The organism is Frigidibacter sp. ROC022, assembly GCF_024723735.1.
Classification (GTDB): domain Bacteria; phylum Pseudomonadota; class Alphaproteobacteria; order Rhodobacterales; family Rhodobacteraceae; genus SLM-1.
Genome location: NZ_JANQDU010000003.1, coordinates 399653 through 417294 on the forward strand (window position 1 = coordinate 399653; position 17642 = coordinate 417294).

Below are 17642 nucleotides of genomic sequence, written 5' to 3' on the forward strand. Positions count from 1 at the left end.
TGCCGGTCGCGATGCGGCGCGGCGCCGGCGGGATCAGTCGCGGGTCCGCGCCGCGATGGCGGCGGCGATCCGGGCCCGGACCTCGGGCGGCTGTTCGCCGATCGCGTCGCGGAGCACGGCCAGGTCGTTCCTTGCGGCGTGGAGCTGGTCGATCAGGCTGATCACCACAGCCAGCGCCTCGGGCTCCATGTCATAGACATCCGCGAATTCGCAGAGCAGGTCGAGCCGGGCCAGATCGCTCTTGCGGAAGACCGGCCCGGTCGCGCTGCGGGTCGGCACCACCGCCTCGGCCTCGACCAGGGCGGTCAGCCGGGTCCGGGTCAGCCGGGCCACCAGCGTCAATGTCTGTTCTTCGGAGTAGATCTCGGTCACCGCATCGCCCCCTTCAGCAATTCCTTGCGCGGGTCGTCGTTGCGACCCTTGCGCCACTCCTCGAGAAAGGCCGCCAGCTTCGGATCAGGCGCCTTCGGCACCACGATGCTGAGCGTCACCAGCTGGTCGCCATGGCCGCCCTTGCGCTTGACGCCGCGGCCGCGCAGCCGCAGCACCCGGCCCGAGCTGGCGCCCTTGGGTATCGTCAGGGCGACGGTGCCCTTGATCGTCGGAACCTCGACCTTGGCGCCGAGGATCGCCTCGTCGATGGTGATCGGCAGGGTGATCGCGATGTCGTCCCCTTCGCGGCGGAAGACCTTGTGCGGGCGGACCGAGACCGTCACCAGCGCATCGCCGCGCGGGCCGCCGCCGAAACCTTCGCCGCCCTTGCCGCGCAGCCGCAGGGTCTGGCCGTCGCGTAGCCCTTCCGGGATCGTCACGTCCAGGGTGTTGCCGTCGGGCAGGGTGATCCGCGAGGTGCCGCCGCGCACCGCGTCGAGAAACGGAACCTCGAGCGCATAGCGGTGATCCGGCCCCGGCGCCGAGAACCCGGCCCCGAAACCGGAACCGGCGTTGCTGTGGCGCTGGCCGGCACGCTGCCGGAAGAATTCGGCAAAGATGTCGTCCGGGTCCATCCCCGAGAAATCGCGCGGCCCGCCGTGGGCCCCGGCTCCGGCGCCGGGCGATCCGGCGAAGTCGCGGTAGTAGTTGCGCTGCGGCTTCTCGTGGCCCTCGGCGTCGATCTCTCCGGCGTCGTAGCGCGCCCTCGTTTCCGGGTCCTTCAGCAGGTCATAGGCCGCCGAGACCTTCACGAAACGCGCCTCGGCTTCGGGATCGTCGGGGTTGATGTCTGGATGGCTGGTGCGGACCAGCTTGCGATAGGCCGATTTGATCTCGTCCTGAGTGGCCGAGGGTTTCAGCCCGAGAGTGGCATAGGGATCAAAGTCCATTGGGTCGGGTCTTCTCTGAACTTGCGCCCGTCGGCGAGAGCGGGCCTGTCGCGTCTTGGAACCACAGCCAGGGTAGCCCGGCTCTGATCGAGGTCAATCCGTCGCGAAAATCTGCGGCGCCCGGTTCGCGTACCCGGGCATTCCGGCAGATCGCCGCTCTGGCGCGTCCGGGCCGTCGGGGCGGGATTGGTCAGCCTCGCGCCGCTTTGGCCGGTTTGGCGCGCTTCTTTCTGGCCGGAGCCGGTTCGGCCGGTCCCGACGCCTTTTGCGCGGCTTCCGACGCGTCGCGCTCAAGCCGGGCGGCGCGCAGGCGCTTGGTCTTGGCGAGCCGGGCCTTGGTCTCGGCCTCGATCAGGGCCTTCGAGGCTTCGTGAATCCGGTCGGCCACGCTCTGGGCGCGGCTGGCACCGGGGGTTGGTTGGCGAAAGGCCCGATTTGCGCGGTCGGTCTGAAGGTTGGTTGTGGTCATCATGTCGTCTCCATTCTGCTGGCGTCATCCCGGCAAAGCCCCCGGAACCCAATGGGCCGGGCACCGGGAGGAGTGAACCAGTCTGCGTCAAGGCGGCGCGGTGTGTCTCCGGGCTGACCGGAGGCGACAGGCACCATTGCGGACCCTCTCGTGCCGCGAAGGGGCGGCGGTCCGGCGCGGTCGGGAAGACCCGGGGCACCTACCACATATGGTGGCTCCTGGCCGAAAAACAAGCGCGCGATGGTCCGGCGGGGGGCCGGTGGCGGCCGTCAGGGACGCTGCGACGGATCGTCGCCAAGGCCGGTATTCCTGTCATGATCAGCCCCCTACGGTTGCGGCAACGGGGGGCGGGCCTTAGCTGAGGCGGGCGTGCGAACTCCTGAAGTTGCATTGTCGATGGAGTAGACGAAATGATCGAAGTTGAAACCAAGGACGGAATCGTCGTCGCGACGGCGAAGGGCGAAGTCACCGCGGATGATTACGAAAAGACCCTGGTGCCGGGGATCGAGGCGGCGATCGCGGCGCATGGTCCGGTGCGGATGCTCTATTGGTTCGGACCCGAGTTCACCGGCTTTTCGGCGGGCGGGGCCTGGGCCGACATGCGGCTCGGGATGCGGCACTTGCGCGATATCGAGCGGGTGGCGGTGGTGACCGACAATCACGTCATGGGCGCCACCGTGCAGGCCTTCGCGGCGGTGCTGCCGATGGCGGTGCGGGTGTTCGGCGATGCCGATATCGCGGCGGCGAATGCCTGGCTGGTGGCGGACGACCCGGCGAAGGGCTGAGCCGACGGCGGCCTACGGGCCGACTGGCGCGCGGTCGGCAAAGACCGGTCCGACCCCCCGTGCGCGGATCTCGGACCCGTCGCGGAGCAGGAACAGTGCCGAAAGACCCAGGCCCCGCGCCAGTTCGCTGCCCGCGTCGGGGCCGGTCACCATCAACGCGGTAGCGAAGGCATCGGCCAGCATGCAGCTTTCGGCCACCACGGTCACCGAGGCGGGCGGCTCGGCCAGCGGTCCGCCGCGTCGCGGGTCCATGGTGTGCGACAGGCGGTGGCCGCCGATCTCGACCCAGTGCCGATAGTCGCCCGAGGTGGCAACGGCGGCATCCGAGAGTTCGAGCACCGATTGCAGGGCCCGCGTTCCGTAGAGCGGCGCCTCGATCGCCACCGGCCAGGCGCTGCCGTCGGGGCGGTGGCCAAGCGCCACGACCTCGCCATCGACCGAGAGCAGGGCGTCGGTCAGCCCCAGGGCCTGTGCCGCCCCGGCCATGCGATCGACGGCATGGCCCTTGGCGATCCCGTTGAGGTCGAAGCGCACCGGCGCGTGTTTCCGGGCGCGCCGGTTGGCCGGGTCAAGCTCCAGCACCTCCCAGGAAGGCCGTTGCCGCTGGCCGAGCGCCGCCCGGATCGCGCCGGGATCGGCGGGGTCGGGACCGAATCCCCAGGCCGAGACGGCGGCGCCGACGCCGATCTCGAAGGCGCCGGCACTCTCGCAGCCGACCGCCAGAGCGGCCCCCAGAACGGTCAGCAGCGACTCGGGCAGGCTGACCCAGTTCTCCGGCGCGGCGGCGTTGAGCCGGTTGAGTGCACTGCCGGGTTTCCAGAGCGACATCTCGGTATCGACCTCTCGGACCGCATCGGCGAGGGCCTGCTCCAGCGGGGTGCGGTCGAAGCCCTTCGGGACGAAGCACAGGGCGGCCCAGCGGGTGCCCATGGTGGCGCCGTTCAGGGCCAGGCGGTCCAGATCAGAAAACGTCCTCGACATAACGCCCCTCCCGTTTCAGCGCGACCGGGTCGATGGCGAGGGGGGCGAGGATCTCGGACAGCGCCCGGCCGACGCCCTGCGCCATCTCGCGCCCGCCGCAGACCATGATCCGGGCGCCGCTGGCGACCAGTTCGGCGATCCGGGGGCCATCGGCGCGCAGCGCGTCCTGGACATAGCCGCGCTCCGGCCCGCGCGAGAAGACGGCGGCGGCGCTGTTCAGCCGGCCCTCGTCCTGCCAGCGGGCGAGGTCGTCGCGATAGAGGAAGTCGCTCTGCCGCGACCTGTTGCCGAAATAGAGGTGGATCGGCCGCCGCCTGTGGTTGTCGCGGACGAAGCCCGCCAGCGGACCGATACCGGCGCCTGCGCCGATCAGGATCAGCGGCGAGGTGCCCGGGCCGGCATGGAAGGCGGGGTTGGCGCGGACAAAGGCGGCGACGGATTCGCCCGGTTGCAGCGCGGTAAGCTGGCCCGAGCAGAGACCGCCCGGCATCCGCCGCACGACGATCTCGACGAAGCCGTCGCGGGCGGAGGACGCCAGCGAATAGTAGCGCGGCCGGTCATCTCCCCTGGGCACGATGCCCAGCAGGTCGCCGGGCGCGAAGCTGCCGAAGCCCCGGTTCAGGAGACGGTCCAGAGACCGGCGCCAGAGCCCGCGCCGCGGCAGGGCGAAGCGCAGGATCGAGACCGGGGCCTGCACCTCGTCGCCGTGATCGTCGCGCGACAGCAGGGTCAGGGTCTCGCTGGTCTCGCCCGTCTCGACCGGCCCGAGCCTGAGGTCGAGACCGGTGGCGGCCGAGAACGCTTCGCCCCAGCGGTGGAAGTCGCCGGACGACTGCCTGTCGACGCTGCCGGGCGGGGCAAGCTCGCGCCAGCCGGCCTCCAGCGCGGCCTTGCGGATCGTCTCGGCATAGGCGCAGAAGGCATCGAAGCCGCGATCCCCGAAGCCGAGGATGGCAAAGGGCATCTGCGGGGCGGGTGTCGTCTTCAGCCGGTCGAGAAACCCTTTGGCCGAGGCCGGGGCATCGCCGTCGCCATAGGTCGCGGCGAAGATCACCATGCGTTCGGCTTGGGGATAGCGGTCCGGCGCATAGGAGGACAGCGGCCCGACATGGACCGGCGCGCCGGTGGCGGCCTCGATGGCCTCGGCGGCTGTCCGGGCAAAGCGCCAGGTGGTGCCGCCTTCGCTGCCGACCAGAAGGACCGTGCGGGCGGTTTCGGGGGGCGCGCTCTGGCGGCGGCCCCGGCCGGTCAGCCAGACCAAGGTGCCGGTGCCGGCCAGAACCGGCACGCCGAGGGTGCCGAGTCCGAGGATCAGGCCCAGCCAGGCCGCGCCCTGTCCAGTGTGCAGCAGGTGGACCCAGTCCATGATCCGGTCGGACAGGCTGCGGGGCACCCAGCCGGTGACGTCACCGGTGCCGGGATCGACATTGCCGACGCCCTGATAGGTTTCCAGCAGATAGGCTCCGGCCGGATCGCCCTGGCGTGGCAGGTCGAGGCCGATCAACTCCGACACCGGGACGTCGAGCCCCGGCAGCAGCGCCGCATCCCGCGCCGCTGCACCGCTGGCGGCGGGCATGGGCGGCACTGCCGGGTTGTCGGGAACCAGTCCGAAGGTCGCCGCCGACATCCAGAGCGCGGTCAGGGTGCTGAGCATCACGACCGGCAGTGCCAGCCGTCCGAACCAGAGATGCCAGCGCCCGGCGCCGCGTCCCCGGGCGGGCCGGAACAGCGCCGCCCAGCCTCCGGCACGCCGCACCGCCAGCCCGATGCCCGAGACGGCCAGCGCCAGCAGGGCCAGACTCGACAGGGCCACGACGATGCGGCCGGGATCGCCGGTGAAGAGTTGCCGGTGCAGGGTCTCGATCCAGAGTTCGGTGGCCGAGGGGGTGGTCGGGCCCAGCAAGGCGCCGGTTGCCGGGTCGATGCCGGTCTGCATGAAGCCGTTGTCGCCAAAGCCGATCGCGGTGATTTCGCCGTTTGTCGAACGCTCGATCCGGGTGGTGCCGGGCAGGGCCTGCACGACCTGACTGGTCAGTTCCCCCACCGAGAGGCTGGACGGGCCTTCGGCCTGGAGCGGCGGAAACAGCGACAGCGCGACGCCGCTGAGGGAGACGACGACAAGCACGGCCGCGGCGGGCAGCGCGACCCAACGGTGGAGGACTCTGAGCATCGGTCCGGCGCCTTACATCGCGTATGAAAAGGACTCGATATAGCCGCGCCCCGAGACCGGCTTCGAAGCGCCCTCGCGGGTCAGCGGCAGGACGATCTCGGAGGGGCTGGCCGGGTAGTGCTCGACGGCGGCGTCGATATGCAGCGTGTAGCCGGCATCGAACAATGTGTCGGCAAGGTCGAGCGTCACGGTCAGGGTCCGGCCCGAGCCGACGCTGGCGCCGGTGATGCCGCTGATTTCGTTCATGTCGCCGCCGGAATAGCGATACCAGTCGGTCAGGTCGGGAATGTAGCGGGCCTTCGATGCCGCCATCCAGAGCGTGCCGACATAGGCGCCTGTCTGGTCGGTGACGTAATAGGCCAGGAAGGCCGGCTTGCCGCCGTAGTTGCGCAGCTGGGTCTTCAGGGTGACTTCGGTGGCGCCGGCCAGCGAGGGCGCGGTGAGCGCGGTGGTCAGGGCGAGTGTGGCGAGGAGCGGTCTCATCTTGGTCTCCGGATGGTCATCGGGGGTGGGGCGGCGGTGTGCCGCCCCGCCGGGTCAGTTCACTTGCGCCTTGGGCGTCATGCCTTTGCCGAACAGGCCGTTGTCCGGCGGCGGGCCACCATTCTGCATGCCGCGCTGCTCGCAGCTGCCGGACCCGCGCGCGCCGCGTTCGTCATCATCGTCGTCGCCGCAGGCGCGGTGCTCGTGATCGCCGCCGCGGCCGGCATGGTCGCGGTTGTGGTCGTGGTCGCGGCCGCCATGGTCGTCATCGTCCTGGCCGAAGAGCCAGCCGAAGGCGCCATGGCGCTCGCCATGTGCCTCGCCTTGCCGGACCGGGATCACCCTTTCGTCCGGGGACGCATCCTGGGCCAGCATCGGCGCGGCCAGCGCGGCGCCAAGGGCAAGCGCAACCGCGCCACCCGTCAGAAGAAGTTTCATCGCAAAGCTCCTGTCTTGCGGTTCCTGTCTGGAGGCTTTGTCGCCGCTGATCCTGTCGGCCACCTGACGGGCGCGCGAAAAATGCGTCAGCTTCCCGTCAGCTTCCGGCGGAGGAAATTGCCGGGGCGACGGGGACGGTTCAGCTTCCCGTCAGCCGGCGCTGCTAGTAGTCAGGACGAAACTCCCAGGGATCGACCCTTCCATGCGCGTTCTGTTGATCGAAGACGACGCGGCGCTCGGCGCCGCTGTTCGGGACCAGGTCCGGGCCGACGGCCATACGGTGGACTGGGTCACGCGGCTGGACGATGCCGGGGCGGCGCTGAAGGCGGGCGGCTTCGAACTGGTGCTGCTGGACCTGATGCTGCCGGACGGGCGCGGGATTCCGTTCCTCAAGGCTTTGCGGGCCGAAGGTGCGGTGGTGCCGGTGATCATCCTGACCGCGCTCGACCAGGTGTCGGACAGGATCGACGGGTTGAACGCCGGGGCCGATGACTATCTGGTCAAACCCTTCGACCTGACCGAACTGTCGGCCCGGATCGGCTCGGTCGCACGGCGCTATACCGGCAATCCGAACCCGCTGATCACCCTGGGGCCGCTGTCCGTCGATCTTGCCGCGCGGGTGGTGAAGAAGGACGGGCGCAAGGTGCAGCTGACGGCGCGGGAATGGGTGCTGTTCGAGGCTTTCGTGCAGCGTCCGGGCCGGCTTCTGTCGAAGCCGCAGCTGGAGGAACGGCTCTATTCCTTCGACGACAGCGTCGAGAGCAACGCGATCGAGGTTCATGTCAGCCGGTTGCGCAAGAAGCTGGGCCGCTGGGTGGTCCAGACCGAACGCGGGCTGGGCTATCGGCTGGGCACGCCATGAAGGCGGCGCGCTCGCTCGAACTGCGCATCGCGGTGACGGTCGGCATCGCGGTGACGCTGCTCTGGGTCGCGGCGGCGACGCTGACCTGGCGGCTGCTGGATGACGAGATGAACCAGCTCTTCGACCGCGACCTGAAGAACACGGCGCAGAGGATCCTGCCCCTGGTGCTGCGCGACGAAGGACATGACCGTCCCCGCGACGAGGACCGCGAGGAAGAGGACCGCGAGGAACATGACGGCGACCGGAAGGGCCATGATCACGAGTTGGTCGAGCGGCTCGGCGACGAGGAGGAATACGTCGATTACGTGATCCGCAACCGCTCCGGCGACGTGCTGCTGGCCTCGGCCGGCGCCGATCCGGCGCAGATACCGGACCGGAAGGGCGAAGGGTTCCTGTCCACCGCCAGCCATCGCATCTATTTCGCCCAGGCCGCCGACGGGCGCCTGCGCATTGCGGTGGCCGAGCCGCTGGACCATCGCCGCTCGGTGGCGCGGGGGATGCAGATCTGGCTGGCCCTGCCGCTTCTGGTGGTGATCCCGCTGACGCTGGCGGCGATCCTTCTGGCGGTCCGGCGCAGCCTGCGGCCGGTGGCGGGGCTGCGGCAGGCGCTGGAGGCGCGGGGGCCGCGCAATCTCGGCCCCGTGGATGCGGCCGAACTGCCCACGGAACTGCAACCGATCGCGCAGGGCGCCAACAGCCTGCTGGCGCGGCTGCGCGCGGCCTTCGAGGCCGAGCGGAGTTTTGCCGCCAATGCCGCGCATGAGCTGCGGACCCCGATTGCCGGGGCGATTGCCCAGGCGCAGCGGCTGAAGACCGAAACCGGGGACAAGGCCGCCGCCGAACGCGCGGGCGAGATCGAGACGGTGCTGAAGCGGCTGAACGTGTTGTCGGTGCGGCTGATGCAGCTTGCCCGCGCCGAAGGTTCGCGGCTGCGGACCGGCACCGCGACCGACATGGTGCCGGTGCTGCGGATGATTGCCGACGATTTCGGCCACGGTGACGACGCCGACCGGATTCAACTGCATCTGCCGGAGGGGGAGGTGCTGTCCGATCTGGACCCGGACGCCTTCGGCATCCTCTGCCGCAACCTGATCGAGAATGCTTTGCGCCACGGTGCGGCGGGGGCGCCGGTCGATATCCGTTTCACCGGCGAGGGCGTCCTGACGGTCGAGAACGATGGCCCGGTGATCCCGCCTGCCGACCTGGAGCGGCTGACCCAGAGGTTCCAGCGCAGAGCGGAGTCCGGCGAAGGCAGCGGCCTGGGGCTGGCCATCGTCCGGACCATCGCGGAGCGGGCCGACGGGGTGTTGAGCCTGGTCTCGCCGGTGCCGGGCAGGGCCGGCGGGCTGTCGGTGCGCTTTGAGTTGCCGCATGCCGATGCGGCCGGGGACAAGCCGTCGGCCTGAGGGGGCGGGGAGCGCGCTATTCCGCCGCGAGTGCCGGCCCCGGTTCCTGCCCGTTGCGCCATGCCGCGCGGAACCCGCTCGGCGTGCAGTTCCTGATCCGCGCGAAGGTCCGGTTGAACATCGACAGGTTGCCGAAACCGACATCGGCGGCAATCCGGGACACCGGATCGTTGCTTTCGATCAGGCGGCAGCAGGCATGGCCGATGCGCAACCGGGCGACGTAGTCGCCGAAGGTCATCCGGGTGTGGCGGCGAAACATCCGGTGAAAGCTGGATTGGCTCGCGCAGGCCATTTCGGCCAGGGCGGCCACGGTCAGCCGCTCGGCATAGTGGTGGTGGATGTGGTCCAGAACCCGGGTGAACCGGGGGTCGGCGGCCGGCAGGTGACCGGTCGGCGGCGGCGCGGTGCCGATTGTCTCGGCGCCGGTATCGCGGGCGATCTCGTTCAGGGCCTGCAGCAGCAGGATCAGCCTGTCGGCGGGCAGGGCGCCGCGCATCGCGCGCATCCGCTCGGCCACCCTTTGGCGCGTCGGGGGCGAGAAGCTGACCGCCTGGACGCAGCCGGCCAGAAGCTCCGAGACATGGCTGAGCTCGGGCAGCGTCTCGGCAAGCCGCCCGATCCAGTCCGGCGAGAAACAGGCGACCAGCGCCATATGCGGCTGGTCGGCCCGCAGCCGCTCCCGCGAGCGCCAACTGTGCGGCACGTTCGGGCCGATCAGGACCAGATCGCCATCGTCATAGGGGCCTACGTGATCGCCGACGAAGCGGTTGCCGCGGCTGTTCAGGGTCAGGGTCAGTTCGAACTCCGGGTGCCGGTGCCATTCGAAGGGGATGCCGTCCGTCAGACGCCGGTCGAGAAAGAACCACGAGGCGCCCGGTTCCGGCACCAGCGTCTCGAGAAAGGGCCGGGATCTGAACATTTCTCTCACCCTTCTCGGGAAATCTGACAGTTTCGTATCGGAATCTGAGCCAATCGGCAAGCGATCGTCAGCGGCGGGCAGGCTATGCAGGACGGGGATAGGAACAGGAGGACGAAGATGAGCGGCGAAACAGTCACCCCCGAAACCGGCGTTGAAGAGGGCCGGGGCAGCCATTCCGGCGCGCCCGCCGATGCCTGTCCGCTGGCCCGGATCGAAAAGACCTTGCCGCTGCGGGTGCTCAGCCCCGAGGACTGGCGGCACTGGCAGAGCCGCGGCTTCGTCGTGGTGAGACAGGCGGTCCCGCGCGAGATGGCCGATGCCGTGGCCGAGATGCTGTGGCAGTTCCAGGAAATGGATCCCGATGATCCGGGCACCTGGTACAAGCCGCAGCTTCGCGAGATCAAGATGAAGGAGCTGAACGGCACCGGCATGGTCGAGGTCTACAACCACCAGAGCATGTGGGATGTGCGGCAGTATCCGCGGGTCTATGACGCCTTCGTGGACATCTGGGACCGCGAGGAGCTCTGGGCCGAAATCGACCGGGCCAACCTGAACCCGCCGAACCGCGCGGCGCGGCAGCAGAAGCGCAGCCAGGGGTTCATCCATTTCGATGTCGATATCTCGCAACGTCCGCTGCCGGTCGCGGCGCAGGGGGTTCTGTCGCTGCGGCGGCAGGGCGGCGAGATTGGCGGCTTCCAATGCGTTCCGAGCGTCTTCGCCGAGATCGACGACTGGTGGGACCGGCAACCGCCCGGGTCGGACCCGTTCCGGCCGGACGTGACCGGGCACGAGATCGTCAATGTCGATCTCGAAGCGGGCGACCTGCTGATCTTCAACTCCCTTCTCGCCCATGGCGTGCGGCCCAATGTCTCGGAACGGGACGTGCGGATGGCGCAATATGTCTCGATGTTCCCGGCCGATCCCGGGGACGAGGCGCAGCGGCAGGAACGGTTGCGCATCTGGTCCGAACAGACCCATCCGGTCGGCGATCCCTTCCCCGGCGACCCGCGCGAATTCGAGCGCCGGAACTTCCCGAGGGCGCAGCTCGATGCACTGGGGCGCAGGCTTCTGGGGCTCGATCCCTGGACCTGAGGGCAATCGCGCCGGGTCTGGGGCCGTGAAGGCGGAAAATCCTGCAAGTCCGGGGTTTTCCGGGCCTGGCTTCTTCCTGCCGTGCCGTTGTTGGGTTACAGCGGCGCGGCAAGGGATCGGCAGCGGTTCGACCTTGCTTCCATGGCGAATGAGGAGACCGAACTGATGTCTGAAGGCGAAGCGCCGGGCGCGCGAGGAATGTCATCCCTGACGATCGAGGATGTGGTCTGCGTTCCTCTGGTCGGCGAAAGCCCGAAAGGCGGTTGGAGCAACGAGATTCAGCCCGATGACTCGATTCATGCGCTGATCGCGGTGCATACCGCCGGGGGGGCGAGCGGCTATGGCTCGTGCTTCACCGACGGCTATCTTGCGAAGGAGGCGGTGCGGCAGTTGCGGCCACTGCTGATCGGAGAGAACGCGGCCGAGGTCGGGCGGCTGACCGAGACCCTGCACCAGAACAGCTTCTGGATGGGGCGCGGCGGGACGCTGACCCATGCGATCAGCGGCATCAACATCGCGCTGTGGGACCTGCTGGGAAAGGCCGTCGGCCTGCCGGTCTCGGTGCTGCTCGGCGGCCGCTACAAGGAGCGGATCGAACCCTATGCCTCGCTGCTGATGGATGAGCCGGAGAAGATGGGCGATGTCCTGTCGGGCTATGTCGAGCAGGGCTACCGCGCCTTCAAGATCGGCTGGGGCCCGTTCGGGCGCAGCGGGTCATATGCCAGGGACGAGGCGATCATCCGGGCGGCGCGGGACGTGTTGTGCCATGGCGAGCATCTGATGGTCGATGCCGGGGGCAGCGATGCCTTCTGGCCGAACCGGCTGAAATGGGCGATGCGCACCGCCGACATGCTGGTGGATTACGAGGTGGACTGGTTCGAGGAAGCGCTCCAGCCCGATGATCTGGAAGGATTCGTCGCCCTGCGCAACTACAGCCGGGTTCCGATCAGCGGCGCCGAGGTGCTGACACGCTGGCAGAGCTTCCGGCCCTTCATCGAGGCCGGGGCCTTCGACATCATCCAGCCCGACGTCACCAAGGTCGGCGGGATCACCGAACAGCGCCGGATCGTGGAAATGGCCGAGCAGCATGGCGTAGCCTATGTCGGCCATGGCTGGAACACCGCCCTGGGTCTGGCGGCCGATCTTCAGATGGCGGCGGCTTTCGCCAATACCCCGTTTGTCGAATACATCGGCGGCAGCCGCTATGTGGACGGCATTCTGGAAACGCCCTTCACTCTGGATGCCGACGGGTTCCTCGACATTCCGGCGGCACCCGGTCTTGGCGTGACGCTGGATTCCGGCAGGCTGGACGGAATCGCCGTGGGGCTGGAGGCGCTGCGCCTATAGCGGCGCGGCAGAGACCGAATAGTCGACGGGGACCGGGGCCTGCGGGGTGATCTGCACTGCGGTCCGCAGGCCCCGCCGGTTCAGCGGGTTGGGGGCGGTCGAGATCGCGTCGGCCAGATCGAAGGCCGCCGCCAGCGGTTCGACCCCGAGCCCGCGGTAGCGCCCGTTGAACGGTGGGTCTTCGGCGCCATGGTCGCTGATCCAGAGCATGAGCGAAGGCAGTATCTCCCGGTCCCAGTCCAGCGTCACCGCTGCCCGGTCCTCGAGATAGCGCAGCACCGCCGGCCCCGTCGCGCCGCCGAGCAGCAGAACCTCCTCGACCTCGCCAGCTGGCGGCAACCGGCCGAGGTCGGTGGTGCCGCCCGGTGCAGGGACCTCCGACAGCGAAGTGAAATCGCGGTTCGGCAGGGCGCGGGTCTTCCCCGGCGGGATCAGTCCTGGGTAGGTCTGGCCGAGCTCGAAGCCGGCATCGATCTGCAACTGGCCGGGTGTTTCGGGCAGGCGGAAGATCGGATGCAGGCCGACCGAGACTAGGGCCGGGCGTCGGGCATGGATCTCGAGCCGGAAATCCAGCGCCGGGCTGCCGTCGCGGCCGGAAACATGACGTTCGAGACGGGCGACAGGGGAGTCCTCGTCATAGTCGAGCCGCATGTGAACGGCGCCGTCGGCGCAGCTGACGACCTCCCAGTCGCGATCCGCCGAGGGGCCGTGGTCGGTCGGGTTGCAATGGCTGCCGGCGCAGCGCCGCCAGTCCTCCGTCATGCCCTCGGGCGGGGGGCTGGAGCCGAAGGGGACGCCGACAAACTCCCCGCCCAGCTCGCGCAGATGGCCGACGATGGCCGGGTCGGTGATCGTGCCCATCCAGTCGGCCCGCGCAAAGGGGCGAAACCTTTGCCCGTCCAGGTCGAATTCGGCCCAGGCCAGCATTCCGGCCGTGGGCAGGACGGCGAAGCGGCCATGCGACCAGCCGAGTTCGCGTTCGGCAGTCATCAGGCGGGAAGCTTCAGGACCGGGGCAGGCGGACCCGCCACCTCGGCCCGCAGGGTGAAGAGACTGCCCGAGAGAGGCGCCTGGGCCAGGGCCCCGGCGTCCAGATCGACGCGGGCGGTGGTGATGAACAGCTGCCGGTTGTCGTCGCCGCCGAAGCAGAGGCTTGTAACCAGCGGCACGGGCAGTTCGACGCGGGCCTGCAGGGTGCCGTCCGGAGCATAGCGGCTGACGCAGCCGCCGCCCCAATGTGCGACCCAGAGGCAGTCCTCGTTGTCGAGCGTCACCCCGTCCGGAAGGCCCTCGTCCCTGGTCATCTGGACGAAGAGGCGGCGATCGAGGAGGCGGCCCTCGGCGTCGATCCGGTAGGTGTGGATCCGGCCCTCGGTGCTGTCGCTGAGATAGAGTCGGTCGCCGGCGCCGGTGATCGCCGGCCCGTTGCAGACGGCAAGACCGGCATCGACCGGCACCGCCCTTGTTCCGTCCATGCGAAAGAGAATGCCGCGCGGCGCGCTTTCGCTGTCTTCCGCGGTTCCGATCCAGAGCCGCCCCAGACTGTCCACCTTGCCGTCGTTGTAGAACAGGTGCGGCAGCGAGTGCAGCGGGTGGGCGAAGGGGGTGGTCTTGCCGGTGGTCCGGTCCAGCAGCACGATCCCGTCCTTGCAGCTGACCAGCAGCATGCCGGGCTGGCTGGTGGCCATGACCATGCCCAGCGGTGCCTGGCCGGGCACGGCGATGGTCTCGGGCTGTTCGGCGCCGGGGGGCAGGATGTGCAGCCGGCCCTCGACCGCGTCGATCCAGGCAAGCTCGTTGCTGCCGGGCAGGACGACGGGTGTTTCGCCCAGCGTGCAGTCGATCCGCAGCAGCAGCTCCGATTCCATCTCCGCGATCCTCAGAAGGTGGCCGAGACGCCGCCGTCCACCAGCATGATCTGGCCGGTGACATAGCGGCAGTCGTCGGAGCAGAAGAAATAGGCCGGTCCGGCGATGTCCTCGGGCAGCCCGGCGCGGCGCAGGGGAATGCGGCCGTATTTCAGGTAGATGTCCTGGAACCAGTCGGTCTGGTGCTCGTGCCCCGAGCCGTCCGGAAGTTTCGCCATGTCGGTGTCGATGAAGCCCGGCGCGATGGCGTTGACCACGATGCCTTCGGGCGCAAGGTCGCAGGCCAGCGCCCGGGTGAAGTTCACGATCGCCCCCTTGGCGGTGGAATAGGGGATCGCGTCCACGCTGCCGCGCATGCCCATGATCGAGGCGATGTTGAGCACCCGCTTGGGCGCCTCGCCCTTGCGCAGCAGATCGAGCATGGCGCGGGTGACGCGGATCGCGCCGTGCTGGTTGATGTTCATCACGTCGAGATAGTGGTCCATCGTCAGCGCGTCGAAGCCGGTGGCGTCGAGGATCGAGGCGTTGTTCACCAGGATGTCGCAGCGGCCGTGGGCTTCGGCGATGGAATCGCACATCGCCGCGACCGAGGCGTCGCTGCCGATATCGACGGCCAGGGCCGAGACATCGCCTGTCAACTCGGCGGCGCTGGCCTCGGCCAGGTCCTGCCTTATGTCGGCGATCAGCACCGAAGCGCCTTCGGCGGCGAGACGGGCGGCAATGGCCTTGCCGATTCCCCTTGCCGCCCCGGTGACCAGCGCGACGCGTCCTGCAAGTGTTCTGTCAGTCATTCTTCTTCCAATGTGCCACGGGGGTTGAGCCGCAGGGCCACGATCGCGGCCAGGGTGATCGAGACCCCCAGGACGATCGTGACCAGGGCGTTGATCTCTGGCGAGAAGCCGACCCGCATCATGCCCCAGAGCCGCAGGGGCAGGGTGGTGGTGTCGCCCGCCAGGAAAAAGGTGACGAAGGTCTCGTCGAAGGAGATCGTCAGCGCCAGCACCGCCCCGGTGACGGCAGCCGAGCGCAGTTGCGGCCAGATCACCCGCGCGAAGGTCTGCCAGCGCGTGGCGCCGAGATCGGCCGAGGCCTCGATCATCGAGCGCGGGATGGATTGCAGCCGCGTCAGCACCAGCCGGTAAAGGATGGCCAGCACCAGCGCGACATGGCCGATGGCGATGGTCGCGGTGCCGCGCGGAATGCCCAGGCCGTTGAAATAGATCAGCAGCGACAGGCCGGTGATGATCGGCGGCATCAGGAAGGGAAGATAGACGAACAGTTCGAGCAGCCGCCGCATCATCGCGCCTTCCCACTCGACATAGAGCGCGATGGCGATGGCCAGGGCCGTCGCGATGGCGACCGAGATCAGCCCGACGATCAGCGTCGTCTCGACCGCGTTCAGCACCGAGGTATTGCCCAGAAGCTGACCATACCATTGCAGGCTCGCTTCGTTCCAGTGGACGCCGTTGCGGTCGGTGGGCACGATCGAGAAGATCGCCGAGATCAGCACCGGCGTGTAGAGGACCAGGAAGGTGATGACGGTCAGGCCGCCCAGCACCCAGTCCACGCTCCGTTCTGCAAGGGATTTGCGCATCTATCTCTGCCTCGCGGCCATGAATGCTGCCAGGCCGATCACGGCCAGGGCGAAGAGGAACATGATCACCGCCAGCGCCGCGCCGAAGGGCCAGTTGTAGGCCAGTCCGAACTGCGACCAGATCACCCGTCCAAAGGTGAAGCCGTTCGGGCCGCCCACCATCTGCGGGGTGATGTAGTCGCCGAGCGCAAGCACGAAGGTGAACAGCGCCCCGGCGGCGGTTCCGGGCAGGCTGAGCGGCAGCACCACGCGCCAGAAGGTGGTGCCGGCACCGGCGCCCAGATCGGCGGAGGCCTGGGTCAGGCTTTTCGGAATCCGCTCCAGCGTCAGGAAGATCGGCAGGATGACGAAGGGCAGCAGGATCGTCGCCATGGTGATCAGGATGGCGGTCCGGTTGTAGAGGAACAGCGTGCTCGGCTGATCGAGAATTCCGGTGAAGACCAGGAACTTGTTGAGAAAACCGTTCAGCCCGAGGATCGAGCGCATCGTGTAGATCTTGACGATATAGCTCATGAACAGGGGCAGGATCAGCAGCAGGAGCAGCAGATACTTGATCCGCCCGCGCAGCCGCCAGATGAAATAGGAGACCGGATAGCCGATGGCGATGCCGATGCCGGCGACCGCGGCGCAGAGGCCGATGGTGAACAGGAAGGTGCGCCAGTAGGCGTCGTTCTCGAGGAACCCGGCGTAGTTGGCCAGGGTCGCGTCGGGAACGATGACATTGTCGGAGACCCGCCAGAAGGACATGACGAAGAAATTGCCGATGGGCAGCACCACCAGCAGGAGCGGCACCGAGGCGGCGAGCGCGAAGAGCAGCAGGCGACTGGTGCGCGAGGTCATGGGGCCTGCTCCGCGGCCTTCTCGACAACCGCGATGTCGTCGCGCCGGATCCAGATGCTCTGCCTGGCGCCGGGCGCGGGCGGGGTCTGCCCCGGCTCGCTGGTGATCCGGGCGGTGAAGGGCGTCTCGATCCCGGGCAGGCGCAATGTCATGTCGCTGCCCGCGCCGGCGAACTCGACCGAGAGAACCTCGGCCTCGGTTTCGAGCGCGTTGTCGCGCGGGCTCAGCGAGATGAGTTCCGGGCGCACCGCCATGAGAACCCGGCGCGGCGCCGCCTCCACCCCGTCGGGCCGGGCCGTCGCGCCCATCGGCGTGACCAGGCGGCCGTCGGCGTCAATATCGGCTTCGCAGAGGTTGTTGTCGCCGATGAAGCTGGCGACGAAGCGGGTGCGCGGACGATAGTAGATGTCCTTCGGCGAGCCGATCTGTTCGACCGAGCCCACATTCATCACCACCATCCGGTCCGACATCGTCAGCGCTTCCTGCTGGTCATGGGTGACGAACAGGAAAGTGGTGCCGATCTGGCGTTGCAGGTCCTTCAAAAAGCCCTGCATCTGGCGCCGGAGCGCGGCGTCGAGCGCCGACAGCGGCTCGTCCAGCAGCACGATCCTGGGCCGGCAGACGATGGCGCGGGCCAGCGCGACCCGCTGCCGCTGCCCGCCCGAAAGCTCGGCCGGCGAGCGGTCATGGAAACTGCCGAGTCCAACGGTGTCGAGCGCCTCCTGCACGGCCCTGGCGATCTCGTCCTTCGGCATCCGCCGGATCGACAGGCCATAGCCCACGTTCTTTGCCACCGACATATGCGGAAACAGGGCATAGTCCTGAAAGACCGTGTTGAACGGACGCTTGTTCGTCGGCACCCGGGCCAAGTCCTGACCGTCGAGAAGGATGCGGCCGCCGCTGGGCTGGGTAAAGCCGCCGATCATCCGCAGGATCGTCGTCTTGCCCGACCCGGAAGGTCCGAGCAGGGTCAGGAATTCGCCGTCCTTGATCTCCAGGTCGATCGGGCGCAGGACTTCTACCGTGCCATAGCTCTTGCTCAGGGCTTCCAGCTGCAGGGCCATGG

19 protein-coding genes are annotated in these 17642 nt (G+C 68.6%); 5 read left to right on the plus strand and 14 right to left on the minus strand.

Annotated features, from left to right (window positions below):
- Positions 1-33: 33 nt before the first annotated feature.
- From NUW50_RS13750 to NUW50_RS13760, 3 genes are all read right to left on the minus strand, one after another.
- Positions 34-372, minus strand: coding sequence for a hypothetical protein (locus NUW50_RS13750; RefSeq protein WP_258289706.1), 339 nt, complete (start codon positions 370-372; stop codon positions 34-36).
- The gene (locus NUW50_RS13755) at positions 369-1322 is read right to left on the minus strand and encodes a J domain-containing protein (protein ID WP_258289707.1); all 954 of its coding nucleotides are present in this window, start codon (positions 1320-1322) and stop codon (positions 369-371) included. The genes NUW50_RS13750 and NUW50_RS13755 overlap by 4 nt, the downstream gene beginning before the upstream one ends.
- 190 nt (positions 1323-1512) lie before the next feature.
- Positions 1513-1794, minus strand: coding sequence for a hypothetical protein (locus NUW50_RS13760; protein WP_258289708.1), 282 nt, complete (start codon positions 1792-1794; stop codon positions 1513-1515).
- 407 nt (positions 1795-2201) lie between these two features.
- Between NUW50_RS13760 and NUW50_RS13765 the strand changes: the two genes are divergently transcribed.
- A complete protein-coding gene (locus tag NUW50_RS13765; protein WP_258289709.1) occupies positions 2202-2576 on the plus strand; it encodes an STAS/SEC14 domain-containing protein in 375 nt (124 codons plus the stop codon).
- 12 nt (positions 2577-2588) lie between these two features.
- Here the strand turns inward: NUW50_RS13765 and NUW50_RS13770 are convergent, their stop codons facing one another.
- From NUW50_RS13770 to NUW50_RS13785, 4 genes are read right to left on the minus strand one after another with little or no spacing between them, the layout of a single operon-like run.
- The gene (locus NUW50_RS13770; protein WP_258289710.1) at positions 2589-3557 is read right to left on the minus strand and encodes an FAD:protein FMN transferase; all 969 of its coding nucleotides are present in this window, start codon (positions 3555-3557) and stop codon (positions 2589-2591) included.
- Entirely contained in the window at positions 3538-5727 is a 2190-nt protein-coding gene (locus NUW50_RS13775) for a PepSY domain-containing protein (RefSeq protein ID WP_258289711.1), read from the minus strand. Before NUW50_RS13775 ends, NUW50_RS13770 begins: the two co-directional genes overlap by 20 nt.
- A 12-nt stretch (positions 5728-5739) precedes the next feature.
- Positions 5740-6210 carry a DUF2271 domain-containing protein gene (locus NUW50_RS13780; protein WP_258289712.1) on the minus strand — a complete coding sequence of 157 codons (471 nt, stop codon included), beginning with the start codon at positions 6208-6210 and terminating at the stop codon, positions 5740-5742.
- A gap of 54 nt (positions 6211-6264) precedes the next feature.
- Positions 6265-6648: a hypothetical protein gene (locus tag NUW50_RS13785; RefSeq protein WP_258289713.1), complete on the minus strand. Its 384-nt coding sequence runs from the start codon at positions 6646-6648 to the stop codon at positions 6265-6267.
- 202 nt (positions 6649-6850) lie between these two features.
- On the opposite strand from NUW50_RS13785, the gene NUW50_RS13790 reads away from it, so the two are divergent.
- Positions 6851-7510 (plus strand): response regulator transcription factor, encoded by a 660-nt coding sequence (locus NUW50_RS13790; RefSeq protein WP_258289714.1) that lies wholly within the window; start codon positions 6851-6853, stop codon positions 7508-7510.
- Positions 7507-8916 (plus strand): ATP-binding protein, encoded by a 1410-nt coding sequence (locus NUW50_RS13795; RefSeq protein ID WP_258289715.1) that lies wholly within the window; start codon positions 7507-7509, stop codon positions 8914-8916. Before NUW50_RS13790 ends, NUW50_RS13795 begins: the two co-directional genes overlap by 4 nt.
- Before the next feature lie 16 nt (positions 8917-8932).
- Here NUW50_RS13795 and NUW50_RS13800 read toward each other — a convergent pair whose 3' ends face one another.
- Positions 8933-9835: a helix-turn-helix domain-containing protein gene (locus NUW50_RS13800; protein ID WP_258289716.1), complete on the minus strand. Its 903-nt coding sequence runs from the start codon at positions 9833-9835 to the stop codon at positions 8933-8935.
- A 117-nt stretch (positions 9836-9952) separates the two neighbouring features.
- On the opposite strand from NUW50_RS13800, the gene NUW50_RS13805 reads away from it, so the two are divergent.
- Positions 9953-10927, plus strand: coding sequence for a phytanoyl-CoA dioxygenase family protein (locus NUW50_RS13805; protein WP_258289717.1), 975 nt, complete (start codon positions 9953-9955; stop codon positions 10925-10927).
- A 198-nt stretch (positions 10928-11125) separates the two neighbouring features.
- On the plus strand, positions 11126-12274 hold the full coding sequence (locus NUW50_RS13810; protein ID WP_258289718.1) for a mandelate racemase/muconate lactonizing enzyme family protein: 1149 nt from the start codon (positions 11126-11128) through the stop codon (positions 12272-12274).
- On the opposite strand, the gene NUW50_RS13815 is transcribed toward NUW50_RS13810, so the two are convergent.
- From NUW50_RS13815 to NUW50_RS13840, 6 genes are read right to left on the minus strand one after another with little or no spacing between them, the layout of a single operon-like run.
- Complete coding sequence (locus NUW50_RS13815; RefSeq protein ID WP_258289719.1) at positions 12269-13264, minus strand: hypothetical protein; 996 nt, start codon at positions 13262-13264, stop codon at positions 12269-12271. The two genes, NUW50_RS13810 and NUW50_RS13815, sit on opposite strands and share 6 nt — an antisense overlap.
- Entirely contained in the window at positions 13264-14142 is an 879-nt protein-coding gene (locus NUW50_RS13820; protein WP_258289720.1) for an SMP-30/gluconolactonase/LRE family protein, read from the minus strand. The genes NUW50_RS13815 and NUW50_RS13820 overlap by 1 nt, the downstream gene beginning before the upstream one ends.
- An 11-nt stretch (positions 14143-14153) precedes the next feature.
- On the minus strand, positions 14154-14933 hold the full coding sequence (locus NUW50_RS13825) for an SDR family NAD(P)-dependent oxidoreductase (RefSeq protein WP_258289721.1): 780 nt from the start codon (positions 14931-14933) through the stop codon (positions 14154-14156).
- Positions 14930-15736 carry an ABC transporter permease gene (locus NUW50_RS13830; protein ID WP_258289722.1) on the minus strand — a complete coding sequence of 269 codons (807 nt, stop codon included), beginning with the start codon at positions 15734-15736 and terminating at the stop codon, positions 14930-14932. The genes NUW50_RS13825 and NUW50_RS13830 overlap by 4 nt, the downstream gene beginning before the upstream one ends.
- Positions 15737-16576 carry an ABC transporter permease gene (locus tag NUW50_RS13835; RefSeq protein ID WP_258289723.1) on the minus strand — a complete coding sequence of 280 codons (840 nt, stop codon included), beginning with the start codon at positions 16574-16576 and terminating at the stop codon, positions 15737-15739.
- Positions 16573-17640, minus strand: coding sequence for an ABC transporter ATP-binding protein (locus NUW50_RS13840; RefSeq protein ID WP_258289724.1), 1068 nt, complete (start codon positions 17638-17640; stop codon positions 16573-16575). Before NUW50_RS13840 ends, NUW50_RS13835 begins: the two co-directional genes overlap by 4 nt.
- Positions 17641-17642: the final 2 nt, after the last annotated feature.

Excerpts from the sequence above, each read along its gene's own strand:
- NUW50_RS13815 (WP_258289719.1), bottom strand. The coding sequence starts at position 13,264 with ATGACTGCCGAACGCGAACTCGGCTGGTCGCATGGCCGCTTCGCCGTC.
- NUW50_RS13780 (WP_258289712.1), bottom strand. The coding sequence starts at position 6,210 with ATGAGACCGCTCCTCGCCACACTCGCCCTGACCACCGCGCTCACCGCG.
- NUW50_RS13775 (WP_258289711.1), bottom strand. The coding sequence starts at position 5,727 with ATGCTCAGAGTCCTCCACCGTTGGGTCGCGCTGCCCGCCGCGGCCGTG.
- NUW50_RS13760 (WP_258289708.1), bottom strand. The coding sequence starts at position 1,794 with ATGATGACCACAACCAACCTTCAGACCGACCGCGCAAATCGGGCCTTT.
- NUW50_RS13770 (WP_258289710.1), bottom strand. The coding sequence starts at position 3,557 with ATGTCGAGGACGTTTTCTGATCTGGACCGCCTGGCCCTGAACGGCGCC.
- NUW50_RS13835 (WP_258289723.1), bottom strand. The coding sequence starts at position 16,576 with ATGACCTCGCGCACCAGTCGCCTGCTGCTCTTCGCGCTCGCCGCCTCG.
- NUW50_RS13795 (WP_258289715.1), top strand. The coding sequence starts at position 7,507 with ATGAAGGCGGCGCGCTCGCTCGAACTGCGCATCGCGGTGACGGTCGGC.
- NUW50_RS13810 (WP_258289718.1), top strand. The coding sequence starts at position 11,126 with ATGTCATCCCTGACGATCGAGGATGTGGTCTGCGTTCCTCTGGTCGGC.
- NUW50_RS13805 (WP_258289717.1), top strand. The coding sequence starts at position 9,953 with ATGAGCGGCGAAACAGTCACCCCCGAAACCGGCGTTGAAGAGGGCCGG.
- NUW50_RS13830 (WP_258289722.1), bottom strand. The coding sequence starts at position 15,736 with ATGCGCAAATCCCTTGCAGAACGGAGCGTGGACTGGGTGCTGGGCGGC.
- NUW50_RS13755 (WP_258289707.1), bottom strand. The coding sequence starts at position 1,322 with ATGGACTTTGATCCCTATGCCACTCTCGGGCTGAAACCCTCGGCCACT.
- NUW50_RS13800 (WP_258289716.1), bottom strand. The coding sequence starts at position 9,835 with ATGTTCAGATCCCGGCCCTTTCTCGAGACGCTGGTGCCGGAACCGGGC.
- NUW50_RS13790 (WP_258289714.1), top strand. The coding sequence starts at position 6,851 with ATGCGCGTTCTGTTGATCGAAGACGACGCGGCGCTCGGCGCCGCTGTT.
- NUW50_RS13820 (WP_258289720.1), bottom strand. The coding sequence starts at position 14,142 with ATGGAATCGGAGCTGCTGCTGCGGATCGACTGCACGCTGGGCGAAACA.
- NUW50_RS13785 (WP_258289713.1), bottom strand. The coding sequence starts at position 6,648 with ATGAAACTTCTTCTGACGGGTGGCGCGGTTGCGCTTGCCCTTGGCGCC.
- NUW50_RS13765 (WP_258289709.1), top strand. The coding sequence starts at position 2,202 with ATGATCGAAGTTGAAACCAAGGACGGAATCGTCGTCGCGACGGCGAAG.
- NUW50_RS13840 (WP_258289724.1), bottom strand. The coding sequence starts at position 17,640 with ATGGCCCTGCAGCTGGAAGCCCTGAGCAAGAGCTATGGCACGGTAGAA.
- NUW50_RS13825 (WP_258289721.1), bottom strand. The coding sequence starts at position 14,933 with ATGACTGACAGAACACTTGCAGGACGCGTCGCGCTGGTCACCGGGGCG.